Source organism: Rugosimonospora acidiphila (genome assembly GCF_039543385.1).
In the GTDB taxonomy this organism is placed as follows: Bacteria; Actinomycetota; Actinomycetes; order Mycobacteriales; family Micromonosporaceae; genus Rugosimonospora; species Rugosimonospora acidiphila.
The window spans coordinates 222603-238003 of the sequence record NZ_BAABJQ010000005.1 but is presented as its reverse complement, the minus strand read 5'-3'; the positions used below and the strand labels follow the sequence as shown (position 1 = coordinate 238003).

The following is a 15401-nucleotide window of genomic DNA, read 5'->3' as shown; positions in this document are numbered from 1 at the left end:
TCACGGGTACGAGGGTTCGACGTCTGGCGTGATCACCAGCTCCCGTACCGCACAGCCGGCCGGTTGGGACAGCGCGAACAGCGCCGCCCGGGCCACGTTGGCGGGATCGTTGAGCACCGCGTCCGGCCCCGGCTTGTACTGCTCGGTGCGCCCGTCGAAGAACCCGGTGCGCATCCCGCCCGGTACCAGCAGGGTGACGCCAACCCGGCCGGCCAGCTCGACGGCCAGCGACCGGGTGAAGCCGACCATGCCGAACTTTGCCGCGCAGTAGGCGGTGGCGTCGGACAGCGCGCGCAACCCGAGCGTGGAGGCCACGGTCACCACGTGCCCGTGGGTGGCCAGCAGGTAGGGCAGGCAGGCCCGGATGACCGCGGCCGGGGCCAGCAGATCCACCTGGACGACCCGCTCCCAGTCCGGTCCCGGCACGTCGGCCAGCCGCCCGGGCAGGTCGATGCCGGCCGCGGTGACCACCGCGTCCAGGCCGCCGGCGTGCTCGGCCAGTTCGACGGCGGCCCGCTCGGCGGCCCTGGTGTCGGACAGGTCGACGGCCACCGCCGGTACGCCGTCGGCCGGCTCGCGGACGTCGAGCACGTACGGCTTGCCGCCCGCGTCGCGTACCGCGTCGACCAGCGCGGCACCCAGCCCGCTGGCACCGCCGGTCACCAGTACCCGCTGGCCGGCCAGTGCCTGACCGGCGTTGGTAGGACTGTTCATCGCTCTTCTCCTTCCCTGCGCGGCTCGGCCGGCGGGGGCGTCAGCCGATCCCGAGCGCTGCGGATCAGTCCGCTGGTGGAGTGGTTCGCCAGGTACGGCACGACCACGCTCTGCCCGCCCCAGCTGCGGATCAGCTCCGCCTCGGGCAGCACCGGCCGGTCGTCCGGGTCGTCGAGGAAGTAGTCGCCGCCCTTGACCCACACATCTGGGCGCAGCCGGGCCAGCAGCGGCTCCGGGGTCAGCTCGTCGAAGATGGCCACCACGTCGACGCAGCCGAGCGCGGCGACCAGCCGGGCCCGGTCATGCTGTGCCACCAGCGGCCGGTCCGGCCCCTTGAGCCCGCGCACGCTGCGGTCGGAGTTGAGGCACACGATCAGGCAGTCGCCCAGCGCGCGGGCCGCCTCAAGGGTCGCCACGTGGCCGGCGTGCAGCAGGTCGAAGCAGCCTCCGGTGGCCACCACCGTGCCGCCCGCGCCCCGGGTCGCGGCCGCCATGGCGAGCGCGGCGTCCACGTTCACCTCGGTGGGCGCCGGAGCGGCCCCGCTGCTGCGGCGGGCGTACCCGCGGGCGGCCCCGGCCGCCACGAACGTCGCCGCATCGGCGACCGCGCTCTGTACCGCCTCGGACAGCAGGGCACCGTCGGCCAGCGCCGCGGCGGCCGCACCGGCGAACCGGTCGCCGGCCCCGCACGAGTCGCAGTCGGCGCGTACCGGCGCCGGTACCACCATCGGCGTGGCCCCGCCGTGCGCCAGCAGCGCCCCGTCCGCGCCGAGGGTGACGGTGACCGCCCGGACCCGCCAGCGTTCCCGGGCCCGGTTCGCGGCCTGCGCCAGCGCCGTGAAGCGGTGGCCGGACTGTCCACCCGACGGCCCGTCGGACACCGACCCGTCCCACGCCCCGCCATCCCACGTCGCGCCGTCCCGCGCCGTGCCGTCCCAGACGGTGCCGGGCGATGAGGTGGCCGACCCGTCGTCGGCCCGGTGCCGCCCGCCGCCGCCCGAACCGTTGACCGTCGGGCTCTTGATGGTCAGACCATTTCCGGTGGCACCATTACCAGCCGAGCCGGCCGCGGCCTCGGGGCCGGCCATGGCGCCCTCCACGGCGACGGCCGCCGGGCCGCCCTCCACGGCGACGTGCGCGGGGGCGGGCTGTGCCACGGGTGCGGAGTTGCCCACCGTGGCCAGCACCTCGGACTCGTTGGGTGTGACCAGCCGTACCCCGGGCACCGGCGCGGGGCCGCGCGGATGCGGGTCCCAGACGACCGGGCACCTGCCCACGATCGCGGCCACCGCCGCGCGCACCGAGGCGAGCCGGCTGACCCCACGCCCGTAGTCGCTGACCAGTACCGCGCCGGCGTCGGCCAGCGCGGACTCCAGCCCGCCGTCCGGGTCGAACGGCTCGCCGGGCGAGCCCCGGTCCATCCGCATCAGCACCTGGCGCCCGGCACACAGCCTGATCTTCTCCGGCGTGTCCCCCCGGTACGGCAGGGCGACGACCTCGACCCCGGCGTTGGCCAGCAGTTCCCGCAGGCGCGCGCCGGCCGGGTCGTCACCGATGGCGGTGATCAGCCTGACCGGCCGGCCGTACTCGGCGATCAGCGCGGCGGCGAGCGCGGCGCCGCCGGGCCGGTCGAACGCGTGCGACTCCTCGAAGACCGGCGCCGGGGCGTCCGGGCAGATCCGCTCCACGTGGCCCATCACGTCGCGGTCGAGCAGCGCGTCGCCGACCACGACGATGGGCCTGGTCACGGCGTCGCTCCGGCGGGCCGGAGGCGTCCGGGCCTCACGATGCCACCTCGGCGACCAGCGGCGCCTCCAGCAGCGCGTCCAGGTACCCGCACAGCAGGTGTACCGCCACCAGATGCAACTCCTGCACCACCTGGGTGTCCGTGCTGGGCACCGCGAGCACCTCCGTGCAGCGCGCGGCCAGCGGGTTGGGCAGGGCGCCGGTCAGCCCCCAGACCGCCAGCCCCAGTTCCCGGGCCTCGTCCGCGGCGGCCAGCACGTTGCGGCTGCGCCCGCTCGTGGACAGCAGCACCACCACGTCCCCATTTCGTGCGTGTGCACGCACCTGCCTGGCGAAGACCTGTTCGTACCCGTAGTCGTTGGCGATCGCGGTCAGTCCGTTGGTCTCGGCGCACAGCGCGATGCCGGACATCGGTGCCCGGTCCGCGTCCAGCTTGCCGACCAGCTCGCAGACCAGGTGCTGCGCCTGTGCCGCGCTGCCACCGTTGCCGGCGGCCAGCAGCCGGCCACCGCGCGGCAGGGTCCAGGCCAGCTGCGCGGCCCAGTCCGCCAGCCGGGGCGCCTCGCCACGGAACTCGTCCAGCGCGTCGCGCAGCGCGTCGACGTGTTCGAGGTTCATCTGGCCACCGCCTCGACCGGCTCCTCGACCCGGGCGAGCTGCTGATACACGGCGACGAGCTGCTCCGCCGTGCGCGACCAGGAGTAGCACTCCGCCGCCCGGTCGACCGCCGCCGCCCCGAACTCCAGCCGCCGCACCGGATCGGCCAGCAGTTCGCGCAGGGTCTTGGCCAGGGCGCGATGGTCGCGTGGCGGCACCAGGTACCCGGTGACCGAGTCGACCACCGTGTCCACGAGCCCGCCGACCGCGTACGCGACGACCGGTACCCCGCAGGCCATCGCCTCCAGGGGGGTGAGCCCGAACGGTTCGTACCAGGCCGGGCAGGCCACCAGGTCGGCGCTGCGGTACCACTCCGGCATCTCCTCGCGGGCCACCGCGCCGGTGAGCCGGACCCGGTCGGCCACCCCGTTGTCGGCCGCGAGCTGGCGCAGGTGCGTGGCCACCGGGTCGTCGTCCAGCTGGCTGGCCGGCGGGCCGCCGACGATCACCGCCTCGGCGTCGGGCAGCAGTCGCATGGCCTCGATCAGGTCGGCGTACCCCTTGCGCTCCACCAGCCGCCCCACGGACAGGATGCGTCCGGCGCGGCGCGGCAGCGCGGAGGGGCCGTTCGGGGTGAACCGGGTGGCGTCCACGCCGGAGGGGATCAGCCGGATCGAGCGCCGGGGTACCCCCAGGGCCACCAGTTCGGCCAGCTCGTCCGAGCACTGCGCGATGACCTGGTCCACCTGCTTGCCGAGGATCCGTTCGTAGCTGATCCGCTGCGCCGGGCTGGTGTCCAGGGCGCCCTGGTACCGGCGCTTGACCACGCCCAGCGCGTGGTAGGTCTGCACCACCGGCACCGAGAACCTGGCCCGCGCGGTCAGCGCGGCCAGTCCGCTCATCCAGAAGTGCGCGTGCACCAGGTCCGGCGCCCACGGCCCGGTCGCCCACTGGTGCGCCAGCCACTGCCCGAACTCACCCATGTACGGCAGCAGCTCGTCCTTTGACAGCCGCCGGGCCGGACCGGCCGGCACGTGTACGACGGTGAACCCGGCGCCCGCGCGCACCGCCTCGGACTGGTCGACGCCGTCCCGGCGGGTGTAGACCCGCACGTCGTGCCCTGCCGCGGCCAGCGCGGCGGACAGCTCGGCCACGTGCAGGTTCTGCCCGCCGGCGTCGACTCCGCCGATCGCCGCGAGCGGGCTGGCATGCTCGGAGATCATTGCGATGCGCAAGGACTCACCTCCATCAGCAGTCGGTCCCAGTCGGACAGGAACCGGTCCAGGCCGTACCTGGCCTGTGCCACCGTCCGGGCACGATCGCCCAGGCGTCTGGCGTCCGCTGGCTCTTCCAGCAGCCAGCGTGCGGCGTCGACCAGCACGTCGATGTTGGTGGACAGCACGCCGGCATCCGGTGGCACCGCCTCGACCGCCTCCGTGGTGGCCAGGACCACCACCGGCATGCCCAGGCTCATCGCCTCCAGCAGGGACAGGCCCAGCGAGGTCCACCGCATCGGGTGCAGGTAGACCCGGCGCTGGGCCAGCTGAGTGTGCATCCACGCCTGCGGTGGGTCGTCGTACGCGGTGACCGTCTCGGGTGCCTGCTCGGCGAGCGACGCGGTACCGATGCCGTACACGTCCAGCGGGGCCACCGCCGCGAACCGGGGCAGCAGGTCGGTGCCGGTGACCCGCCAGCGGCGTACCGGCTCGTTGATGGCCACACCGAAGCGCTCCAGCTCGCCGGTGTACTGGTGGCCGGGGTCCGGGATACCGTGCTCGATCACGGTCTGTCGGGTGCCGCCGCCATCCCACATCAGCGCGTTGAAGTGGGTGACGTGCGCGAGGGTCAGCCCATCCCGGTCGGCCATCGGATGCCGGGTGTTGGGCACGTCCCCGCGCGGCGTGTTGTGTTCGACGAACACGGCCGGCACGTCGCGGCACAGCCGGCGGTTCAGCCACCGCTGCGCCAGATCCCACTCCTCCGGTCGCTGCAGTACCACCACATCGACGTCCAATGTGGACATCTGCTCCGGGCTCACCTCGACGACCGTGTCCGGCCAGGGGTACGTGTCGGCCCGGCCGCGTCCCCACGGCCCCCGATCCGGCGTGGTCGGTACGAAGTAGGTGTGCTTGCCCTGCACGAATGCGGTGGTCCACGATCCGTGGACGTGCCAGAGCAGTACCCTCACCGGGTACCTCCGACCAGCGCGTCGACCGCTGCCACCACGTCGGCCGGATCGATCCGGCTCAGGCATGGGTGCCCGGCCACCGGGCACTGCACCGCGCGGCTGTCGCGGCACGCCGCCAACTGCTCGCCGAGCCGTACCGTGGGCACCTGGTACGGCCCCCACTGTCCAAACGGGACGGTCGGGGCGAACAGGCTCACCACCGGGGTGCCGACGGCGGCGGCCAGGTGCGCCGGGCCGGTGTTGCCGGACACCAGCGCGTCGGCGCCGGCGATGAGCCGGGCCAGCCCGGCCAGATCCGTGTCCCCGCCCTGGTTGTGCGCGACATCGCCGGCCACGAACTCGGTCAGTTCCCGCTCGTCGGGCCCGCCGGTGACCACCACGTCCCGCCCCGCCGCGGTCAGCGCGGCGACGATCGCGGCGCAGCGCTCGGGCGGGCAGGCCCGGGCCGGGACGCTGGCGCCCGGATGCACCAGCACGTAACCGGACTTGGGCCGGGCCGTGCCGTCCCCGCTGCCGCCGCCACCGCTGCCGCTGCCGGAGTTGTCGATGTCGTCGCCCGGATCCTCGTCGCGGTCCGGGTCCGGGTGGGTGCGCCCGCGGGCGTCCACGTTGACGCGCAGGCCGCTGTCCGCGCCGTCCGGCAGCGGGTACCCGGCCGCCGCGGCGAGCGAGAGCGCGCGCTCCGGCTCCGGTACGCCCGGCGGCACCCGGTGCCGCACGTCCAGCAGGCCGCCGGCGTAGTCGTCGCTGATCGCCGAGATCCGTGCCACCCCGGCCATCCGCAGTAGCAGCGCCAGCGGGAGGGCCGACTGGTGGTACGACGTGAAGATGACCGCCTCGTCGATGCCGCCCGCGTTCACCTCGGCGAGCAGCGCGGCGACCGACTCCGGATCGACCGGCCCGGCGCCGGAGTCGATCCACGGCATGGGCCATTCGATGATCTCGTCAACGCCGGGCAGCAGCTGAGCGGCGGCCCGCCCGCGCGGCCCGCACAGCAAGGTGACCCGGGTCGCCCGGGCGGCCAGCGCCCGGATCGCCGGGCCGCAGATCAATACGTCCCCGGCCGAGTCCGCGCGCACCGCCAGCACGTTGCCGCCGGCCGGCGCGGCCGGTACCGGCGGGTGCAGCAGAGACTCCCGGGCCAGGATCCAGTCCACCGCGTCGCCCAGGCTGCCCACCACCGCCGGAGCCTGCGCCACCTCGGCCGCCCGGGTCGCCTCGGTCGGCACCAGCAGCCCGGTCGCGCCGGCCGCGGTCGCCGCGTCCACGTCCGCGCCGATGTCGCCGATCATCACGCAGCGCTGCGGGGTGGTGCCCAGCGCCCGCGCCGCCCGCTCGATCAGGCCGGGCGCCGGCTTGCGGCAGCGGCACCGGTCGCGCTGGGTGTGCGGGCAGACCTGCCAGGTGTCGAACGGCCCGAGCAGTTCGTCGATGCGCGCGTTGACCCGCGCCACGGCGGCCTCGTCGATGTGCCCCCGGCCGATGCCGGACTGGTTGCTGACCACCCCGAGGCGCAGCCCGCGGGCGCGCAGCCGGGCCAACGCCTCGGCGGCACCCGGCATCGGCTCCACTCGATCGGGGTCACCGTTGTAGGGGACGTCACGCACCAGCGTCCCGTCCCTATCCAACAGCGCCGCGTCGAACCGACCTCCATGCCGGCCTAGCTGCACTGATACGGACATGAGAGGCCGATTCCCGAGGTGTTCCTCGATAAACGCTTCTCGAAGGAGAAGAAGCAGGAGAAGCGATGGAGGTACCCTCCGGCCCTTCCGCCGGGGTATCACCGCAGGTCAGAGGCGGTGTTTCCGGTGCCGGCCGGGTGCCGCCGCGGCCCCGGTCCGCGCCGCGGTGGTCCGCGCCGCCGTGGTCCCCGGCGGGGCGGCGTCCGTCTCCGACCGGCCGCCCCGGGGAAGAGGTGGCGTCGCGGGTCCTCGGCGGGACGGGCCCCGGGCGCTTCGGCGGGTCGGCGGCGTCCGGCCACGGCCGGGCGCCCCGGTGGCGCACCCACCCGACCAGCCAGTGGCCGACCGCGAGGGGCGGGATCAGGACGCTGGTGAGCAGCAACGCCGCGGGGTCGGAACCGGGCGCCTGCCGGGCCCGGGCCGCGGCGAACTCCGCGGTGCCGCCCAGCCACGCCGCGCCGGCCAGCGCGGCGCCCCTCAGGGCCTGGCTCGTCAGCGCCGCGCTCGTCAGGGCCCGGCTCGTCAGGGCCCGGCTCGTCGGGGCGGGGCTTGTTGGGGCAGGGCTGATCGGGGCCGGGCCGGATCGTCGAACGCGGGCCAGCGCGGTGGACGCCAGGGCGGTGGACGCCAGCGCGGTGGACGCCAGGGCCGCGCAGGTCAGGCCGGCGGCGACCACCGCCGCGTGCCGGTGCCGGCGTCCGGCCGGGGCGTCCAGCCGCTCGTGCCAATCCGGCCCGTACAGCCGGCGCAGCAGCGCGTCGTCCGCGTTGCCGCGCTGCGCGCCGAGGCTGACCCAGCGGCCGGCCGGCCGGACCGGATGCACCGTCCGCCGCTCGCCGACCACCAGCCGCCATCCCCGCCGGCGCACCCGGTGCGCCAGGTCGGCGTCCTCCCGGTACGCCCGGGGGAACCGCTCGTCGAACCCGCCGACCGAGGCGAGGGCGGCCCGCCGGTACGCCATGTCGGCCGTGGCCCACGCGGCCCGGGCCAGCCCGGCGGTGTTGCGCTCCCAGTCGTCCGGGCGCCCCGAGCGCGGCACGCTCAGCACGCCCTGCACGCCACCGACCTCCGGCGGCTGATCCAGGTCGCGGACCAGCGCCGCCAGCCAGTCGGGCGCGGGCAGCACGTCGTCGTCGAGGAACGCCACCCAGTCGTGCCGGGCCGCCGCCCATCCCCGGTTGCGGGCCCGCGCCGGGCCGGCCCGGTCGGAGTCGGGTACGACCAGCAGTTCGACCGGAACCCCGGCGGTGTCCACCTGCCGTTCCAGCCGCCGTACCAGCGGGTCGAGGCTGCCGCGCCCGAGGGTGGGGATGACGATGCTCAGCCCGCCGTCGTTCCCGCGGTCGCGGCTCACTGCGACGCCGGGTCGAGCGGGTCGCGGGCCACCGTGAACGGCCCGATCGCCAGCAGGTCGACGGGCGCCGCGCCGAACAGTTCCAGCGCCTCGGCGGGGGTGTCCACCATCGGGCGGCCGGCGGTGTTCAGCGAGGTGTTCACCACCACCGGCAGGCCGGTGGCCGCCTCGAAACGGGTCAGCAGCTCGGCGACCAGCGGCTCGGCGGCCGGATCGACGGTCTGGATCCGGGCCGTGCCGTCCACGTGCACCACCGCCGGTATCCGGTCCCGCCAGCCGTCCCGTACCCGGTGGGTGAACAGCATGTACGGGCTGGGCAGCACGCCGTCGAACAGCTCCCCGGCCCGGCCGGCCAGCACCATCGGGGCCACCGGCCGGAACTGTTCGCGCCCCTTGACCTCGTTGAGCCGCTCGGTGTTTCCGGCGTGGCCCGGGTGGGCCAGCAGCGACCGGTGGCCCAGCGCCCGGGGCCCGTACTCGGCCCGGCCCTGGAACCAGGCGACCACTCCGTTGGCGGCCAGCACCCGGGCCGCCTCGGCGGCCACCGACGCGGGGCGCTGGTAGCGGACCCGGGCCCGGCGCAGCTCCGCCTCGATCTGCTCGTCGGAGTACCCGCGTCCCAGATCGGCGCCCGGCATCGGCGCGATCGGCTTGCCGTCCAGGCTCGACAGGTGCAGCGCGGCGCCCAGCGCGGTACCGGCGTCGCCCGCCGCCGGCTGCACCCAGACCGCGCGGAACGGCCCGGTACCGGCGAGCCGCGCGTTGGCGACGCAGTTGAGCGCCACCCCGCCGGCCAGCACCAGGGCGGCCGGGCCGCCGGCCGCGTCGTGCAGCCACCGGGCCAGGTCGATGACCACCTCTTCCAGCCGGGCCTGCACGCTCGCCGCCAGGTCCGCGTGCTCCGCGCGGATCGGCCCGTCCGGCCGCCGAGTCCCGGCCAGCGCCGCGAGGTCGACCCGCGCGGCGGTGAAGCCGCCGGTACCGGTGACCGTCACCGCCTCGCGCAGGGCACCGAGGAACCGGGGCGTGCCGTACGAGGCCAGCGCCATCACCTTGTACTCGTCGCTGGACCGCAGGAAGCCCAGGTGCTCGGTCAGCTGCTCGTAGAGCAGGCCGAGCGAGTGCGGCAGGGATTGGCTGAAAAGCGGGGTGAGCTGGCCCTTCTCGTACCGGCCGGCGAGGTGGCTGGCCCGTTCGCCCCGCCCGTCCAGCACCAGTACCGCGCAGTCGCCCTGCCCGTACTCGGCCGGGGCGGCCAGGGCGGCCGAGGCCGCGTGGGCGGCGTGGTGCGGTACGAACCTGACCAGCGCCGGGTCCAGCCCGGGTAGCGCGGTGGCCAGGAACTGGGGCGCTCGGGCGGCGTACTCCTGGCGCAGCCAGTCCCAGGGGTCGGACAGGCCGAGCCGGTCGGCCGGCAGGCACAGGCTGGGATCGAAGGAGTACCCGACCGCGTCCAGCTCGTCCGGGCGCAGGCCGGCCGCGTCCAGGCACCAGCGGGCGGCCCGCTCGGGCAGCTCCCAGGCGGAGAACGGAACCGGCCGCTTGCCGTGCTTACGCCGGCTGAACCGCTCCTCCTCGGCCGCCGCCACGACCTGCCCGTCCACGACCAGCGCGGCGGCGGGATCGTGGAAGACGGCATTGATCCCCAGAACCCGCATGCCGGCGCGAATACCCCGGACCGGGCCGGCAAACCCGATCGGCGGGCAGACCGCCCGCCCGGCCCAGCTAGCTCGTACCGCCCGATCTGCTCGGGATGAACCTCGGGAGACGAGCGTCAGGGCTGGGAGGTGTTCTCCGCGGACCGCCTGGTGTGGCGGGGGAGCGGCAGCTCGACCTTGTGGGCCTCTTCCCAGTTGTAGATCTTGTTGGCGTCCACCGAGGACTCGAAGTACTCCCGCGCCGTCTGGCCACCGCCGACCAGCTCGTTCTCCTCCGCCAGCAGCCGGGCCTGGATCAGGGGGAGACCGCCTCGGATGGCCGCGCTGAGCCTGCGATGCCCATCGATGACGTAGAACACCGAATCCGCGTATCCGATCGTGATTGGTTCGAGCGATTGCGGGCCCAGTTCCCGGATGCTCTCCACCAGTTCGGATTCGTTTTCAACGCGCAGGCTGCCGCAGTCGTCGGTCGGATAGATGCGCGACGGATCGAGCAGGAGGAGCGGGGGGAAATTCGACAGAATCTCGTTGCCGATAGATCCCTCAAATGCGGCGACAATTAATTCCACGAGTTCGTTCGGATTCGCCCGGGTGGTGTCGCAGACCAGGTCGTAGTTGCGCAGCCGGCTCTTGTCGACGCCGTAGCGCGCGATGAAGCGGTCGCGCTCGCTCTCGCTGCGGTCGCGCAGCTTCTCCTTGGCCTCGTCGAGCGACGAGTACGCCTCGACCTCGCTGGAGGGTCTGGACAGCACCCGGCGCGCGGCGGTCGTGGGCTCCGTGATGAGGTGCACCTTGAAGGCGTCGGCAAAGAAGAACCAGGCCAGCCGGCTGTCCACGACGAGTTGCTCGCCCGAGGCCGCGATCTCCCGCTGGAGCTGGTCGACGAATCCGTCCACCGTGTCGTCCAGTTCGGCGTGCAGATTCAGCTGCAACGCCGTCATCCCTCGGCCCTGGGCCATTTCCCGGTACAGGTCGCCGACGCTGACTCTGCGCAGATCCAGACGCCTGGCAACCTCCACGGAAATCGTGGTCTTTCCGCTACCTAGATCGCCGTTGACAACTATTGAGCGAGGATTGACCATTCCTGAAGCCCTCTGCGGTAGCGATTTCATTTGACTTGGCCGGCTAGTTAATCTCGTCAGTATAGCAAGGTCGGCTCCGTTTGAAGCCGCTTAGTCAATACTGGTAGTGGTCGCCGGATCACTGAACGTGAAAGCCGGCGCGGGCAAATTGAATATCCGCAGTCGTTCGTGGCCGGGCGGTCAGAACGGGTTGCGGGAGCGCTTGAGTTCGCTGAACTCCGGTACCGCCGCGAGCAGGCGCACCGCGTCGAACAGCTTCTCCGCCGCCTCGCCCTCGGGCACCGGGGAGACCACCGGCCCGAAGAAGCCCGGGCCCTCGCCGATGGCGATGATCGGGCTGCCCGACTCGGTACCGACCCGGGTCTGGCCCTCCGCGTGGCTGTCCCGGATCGCCTGGTCCAGCGACGGGTCGTCGACCACCTCGAGCAGTTCGGCCGGCAGCCCGGCCGCCTCCAGCGACTCCTGGAGCAGCTCGGTGGACAACTCCCGCCCGTCCCAGTGAACCCGGGTGCCGATCTCGGTGTAGAGCCGCTCCACCGCCGGCTCGCCGGAACGCTGCCCGGCAGCGACGATCAGGCGGGACGCCCGAGCGCCGCGGGCCATCGGTTCGCGGTACTCCTCGGGCACGTCCTTGCCGGCGTTCAGCGTGGCCAGGCTCATCAGGCGCCAGCTCACCACCAGGTTGCGCTTCTGGGTGACCTCCTTGACCCAGCGCGAGGTCCGCCAGGTGAACGGGCAGATCGGATCGAACCAGAAGGTGACGTCGGCGGTCATCCGCGCGCCTCGCTCAGCTTCGTCATGGCCCACATACAACCAGACGCGCCGGCCACACCCGCCAACCGGCCGCCGAAGAACGGACGCGGTGTGCGGCCGATGGTGCGGCTAATGGTCCACGGCGAGCAGATTGCCCTCCGGTACCACTATTCGCGGCCGGCCGGCCGCCAGCTTGGCCCGCGCCTGGTTCTCCGGGGTGTTCGCCACCACATCCGCGTACGCCGCGGCCGTGCGCTGCGCGATGGCCGTCCAGCCGTACCGCGCCAACACCATCGCCCGCGCCTGGTCGGCCATCCGCCGTGCGGCCGGCGCATCGGCCAGCAACGCGGCCACCGCGGCGGCCAACGCGCCCGGGTCCTTCGCCGGGAACGTCACCCCGGTCACGCCCGACTGCACGATCTCGGCCAGGCCGCCGGTGCTCGACACCGCCAACGGCGCACCGGCCGCCGCCGCCTCCAACGCCACCATGCCGAACGGCTCATAAATGCTGGGCACCACGACCGCGTCGCTGGCCGCGAACGTGGCCGGCAGATCCTGCCCGACGAAGCCCGCGAAATTGACCCGCTCATCCAACCGCAGCCGGTGAATCTCGGACTGCAACTCACCCTTGTGCGGACCATCCCCAGCGATCACGACCCGCAACCCCGGGTGCCGATAGGTCAACTCGGGCAGCGCGTGCACCAGGTGCTGCACACCCTTTTCATAGACCAACCGCCCGGCGAAACCGATCAGCGGCCCGTCCGCGGCGAACCGGGCCCGCGCGGCCGCCACCGCGTGCGGCTCGGCCGACCAGATCGGCGCGTCGACCCCGTTGGGAATGACCTCGATCCGATCGGCCGGCAACTCCAGCAACCGGCCGATCTCCCACCGCATGTACTGCGAGCAGGCGATCACCCGGCTCGCCTCGTGACCGAGCCACCACTCCACCGTGTGGATGGTCTTGTTCATCTCCTCCGGCAGCCAGCCCTGATGCCGGCCCGCCTCGGTGGCGTGGATCGTCGCGACCAGCGGGACACCGAGGTGGTCGCGCATGGTGACCGCGGTGTGCGTGACCAACCAGTCGTGGGCATGCACCACGTCATAGGCCTCAGTGGCCACCGCGTGCAACGCCGCCCGGGTCAGCGAGTGGTTGAACGCCATCGTCCAGGCCAGCAGGGTCTCGGTGGACAGCGGGAAGGCCGGTGGATCCTCCGGTGCCCGTACCACCCGGACCCCCTCGCGGATCTCCTCCAACGGCGCCTCGGGCGAATGCCGGGTGACCACCGTCACCTGATGCCCCGCCTCGACCAGCGAGGTGGCCAGCGCGTGCACGTGCCGACCCAGACCACCGACCATGACCGGCGGGTACTCCCAGGACAGCATGAGGATCCGGGACCGTTTGGCCAGAGTCTCGCTCCGCATACCACCCGGTTGTGTCATGGCCCCTCCTCGCGCGCCGTGTCCCACCCCACCCTCGGCATGCGCGACCAGCGCCCAAATGGGCGCGGGGACGCGGTCGAGGGGACAACACTCATACTCACCACTGTCGGTGTACCGGTGAAGACGGCGGCATTTCGCCTGCGTTAAGACCCCCCGTGAACCGGTGGTCAATGGTTGGAGTTCAGCCCATCCCGGCGCGCAGCCGCAGCAATTCCGCGACCGACCAGGCCTGGAACGGGCAGCCCGTCGCGCCGTGCGGCGCGTCACCGTCGGCGGTCTCGCTGACCGAACCGAGGCCGTAATCGCCCAGATGCGCGATCAGCCCGTCGAGCAGCCCGTCGACCGGCAGCCCGGCCGCCCGGCGGGCGTCGGCGTACGGGCCCAGCAACCACGGCCACACCGTGCCCTGGTGGTACGCGCGATCCCGCTCGGCCGGGCCGCCCCGGTGCGCTCCCCGGTAATCGCCGGCCCGGGGTGCGAGGCTGCGCAGGCCCAGCGGCGTGAGCAGATCCGAGTCCACGGCGGCGGGCGGTCGCCGGCCCCGCAGCGGGGCGTGCCGCAGCGCGTACGCGATCAGCTGGTTCGGCCGCAGCGAGGGGTCGTCGCCCGCCGGTCCGTCCACCACGTCGTAGAGCCAGCCGGCCGGGGCGGGAAACCGGGCCAGGAACGACGACTCGGCCTCGTCCGCCTGCGCGCGGATCCTCCCGGTCACGGACTGGTCCGCGCCCACCCGATCCCGCAGCGCGGCCATCGCGCGCAGCGCGTTGATCCACAGCGCGTTGACCTCCACCGGCTTGCCGATCCGCGGAGTCACCCCCAGGCCGTCCACCCGGGCATCCATCCAGGTCAGTGCGTACCCCGACCGGCCCTGGCCGAGCAGTCCGTCGCCGGGGTCCACCCGGATGCCCAGCCCCGTGCCGGCCAGGTGCGCCTCCCGGATCTGCTCCAGGGCCGGGATCAGCTCCGCCGCCAGGTCGGTGTCGCCGACGCGCCGGACGTGTTCGTCCAGGGCGTGTACGAACCAGAGCGTGCCGTCCACGGTGTTGTACTCGGGCCGCCCGGTGTCGGCGGTGTTGGCCAGCAGCCCGTCGCGCAGCGTGCCGGCGTACCGGCGCAGCAGCGCCCGGCCCTCCTCGAACCGGCCGGTGGCCAGGAACAGCCCCCGGTACGAGATCATGGTGTCCCGGGACCAGGCGCCGAACCACGGGTAGCCGGCGACGACATCGGGCCCGGCGATGATGAACGCGTCGGCCGCCAGCCGGAGCCGGGCGTCCACCGCGTCGGCGGCGCCCGAGACCAGCCGGGCGGCCCGCTCCCGCGCACCGGCCACGATGGCCGTGGCCCGGCGCGGTGCCGCGTCGGAGCCTTCGGCGGCGGGTCCCGTGGTGACCTCGGCGGTCAGCTCCGCGGCCTGGCCGACCGTCAGCGGCGCCACGAACTGGCCGGCGTACCACAGGTCCTCCTGCGCCGGCAGCCCGCGCGCCGCCTCTTCGCGCAGGTACGCGCCGCGGTACCACTCGCCGCCGGGCTGCCAGTCCGGGCCGCGCAGCCGGTACGCCCCGGCGATCTCGACGCCGTCCGCGAAGTGCCGGGCGGGCAGCGGCCCGCCGTCCGCCTCCCGGCTCCCGTGCGCGTCACGCCAGGTGCACAGGGCCTCCAGGTGCAGCCGGATCGGGCCACCGGCCAGCAGCCGGTGCACCACGCCCAGCCGGCCGAGGCCGTGCGCCATGGCCAGCTCGCGCTCGATCACCACCTGGCCCACCCGCCAGCGCCAGCGCGGCAGGCCATGGTCGAGGTCGAACCGTTCCAGGTGGATGTGGCCGGCCGGGGAGACCGCGCCGTCGCTCCATTCGTGGGTGCCGAGCCGCACCCGCGCCCCGGAGGGCAGCTCGACGACCGGGTCCAGGGCGGCCAGCCCGACGTGTCGGCTGCCGGGGGTGTCCCCGGCGACCACGAGCAGCCCGTGGTACCGCCGCGTGCGCAGGCCGGCCACGGTGCCCATGGCGTACCCGCCGAGCCCGTCGGCGAGCAGCCATTCCCGGCCGGCGCCCTCGTCCAGCCGGCCGCAGACCTGGGTACCCAGGACGATGCCCGTGGACGTCATCCGTTCGGTACGGCCATGGCCGCCTCCCCTCCCGCCTCAACCTAATGGATGGCGCGCGAGGGGGCGTCGGCCGGCCGTCCCGG

General features: G+C 73.9%; 11 protein-coding genes and 1 pseudogene. All 12 read right to left on the bottom strand.

Going from position 1 to position 15401, the window contains the following annotated elements; translation table 11 throughout:
- The 12 genes and pseudogenes from ABEA87_RS11060 to ABEA87_RS11005 all read right to left on the bottom strand — a co-directional run bounded on the left by ABEA87_RS11060 (nt 1) and on the right by ABEA87_RS11005 (nt 15318).
- Nucleotides 1-714 carry an SDR family oxidoreductase gene (locus ABEA87_RS11060; RefSeq protein WP_345628569.1) on the bottom strand — a complete coding sequence of 238 codons (714 nt, stop codon included), beginning with the start codon at nt 712-714 and terminating at the stop codon, nt 1-3.
- A complete protein-coding gene (locus ABEA87_RS11055; protein ID WP_345628567.1) occupies nt 711-2462 on the bottom strand; it encodes a PfkB family carbohydrate kinase in 1752 nt (583 codons plus the stop codon). Before ABEA87_RS11055 ends, ABEA87_RS11060 begins: the two co-directional genes overlap by 4 nt.
- A 49-nt stretch (nt 2463-2511) precedes the next feature.
- Nucleotides 2512-3078, bottom strand: a pseudogene (locus tag ABEA87_RS11050) (D-sedoheptulose-7-phosphate isomerase); the annotation flags it as partial.
- Nucleotides 3075-4292, bottom strand: a complete 1218-nt coding sequence (locus ABEA87_RS11045) for a glycosyltransferase (protein WP_345628565.1) — start codon at nt 4290-4292, stop codon at nt 3075-3077. The gene ABEA87_RS11045 and the pseudogene ABEA87_RS11050, both read right to left, overlap by 4 nt.
- Nucleotides 4277-5245, bottom strand: a complete 969-nt coding sequence (locus ABEA87_RS11040) for a glycosyltransferase (protein ID WP_345628563.1) — start codon at nt 5243-5245, stop codon at nt 4277-4279. The genes ABEA87_RS11045 and ABEA87_RS11040 overlap by 16 nt, the downstream gene beginning before the upstream one ends.
- Nucleotides 5242-6927, bottom strand: a complete 1686-nt coding sequence (locus ABEA87_RS11035) for an HAD-IIIA family hydrolase (protein WP_345628561.1) — start codon at nt 6925-6927, stop codon at nt 5242-5244. The genes ABEA87_RS11040 and ABEA87_RS11035 overlap by 4 nt, the downstream gene beginning before the upstream one ends.
- Nucleotides 6866-8281 (bottom strand): glycosyltransferase family 2 protein, encoded by a 1416-nt coding sequence (locus ABEA87_RS11030; RefSeq protein ID WP_345628559.1) that lies wholly within the window; start codon nt 8279-8281, stop codon nt 6866-6868. The genes ABEA87_RS11035 and ABEA87_RS11030 overlap by 62 nt, the downstream gene beginning before the upstream one ends.
- A complete protein-coding gene (locus tag ABEA87_RS11025; RefSeq protein ID WP_345628557.1) occupies nt 8278-9939 on the bottom strand; it encodes a carbamoyltransferase family protein in 1662 nt (553 codons plus the stop codon). Before ABEA87_RS11025 ends, ABEA87_RS11030 begins: the two co-directional genes overlap by 4 nt.
- Before the next feature lie 116 nt (nt 9940-10055).
- Nucleotides 10056-11021, bottom strand: a complete 966-nt coding sequence (locus ABEA87_RS11020) for an AAA family ATPase (RefSeq protein WP_345628924.1) — start codon at nt 11019-11021, stop codon at nt 10056-10058.
- A 180-nt stretch (nt 11022-11201) separates the two neighbouring features.
- Complete coding sequence (locus ABEA87_RS11015) at nt 11202-11795, bottom strand: mycothiol-dependent nitroreductase Rv2466c family protein (RefSeq protein WP_345628556.1); 594 nt, start codon at nt 11793-11795, stop codon at nt 11202-11204.
- Between the two features lie 108 nt (nt 11796-11903).
- The gene (locus ABEA87_RS11010; RefSeq protein WP_345628554.1) at nt 11904-13214 is read right to left on the bottom strand and encodes a glycosyltransferase family 4 protein; all 1311 of its coding nucleotides are present in this window, start codon (nt 13212-13214) and stop codon (nt 11904-11906) included.
- 181 nt (nt 13215-13395) lie between these two features.
- Complete coding sequence (locus ABEA87_RS11005; RefSeq protein WP_345628552.1) at nt 13396-15318, bottom strand: amylo-alpha-1,6-glucosidase; 1923 nt, start codon at nt 15316-15318, stop codon at nt 13396-13398.
- Nucleotides 15319-15401 lie beyond the last annotated feature (83 nt).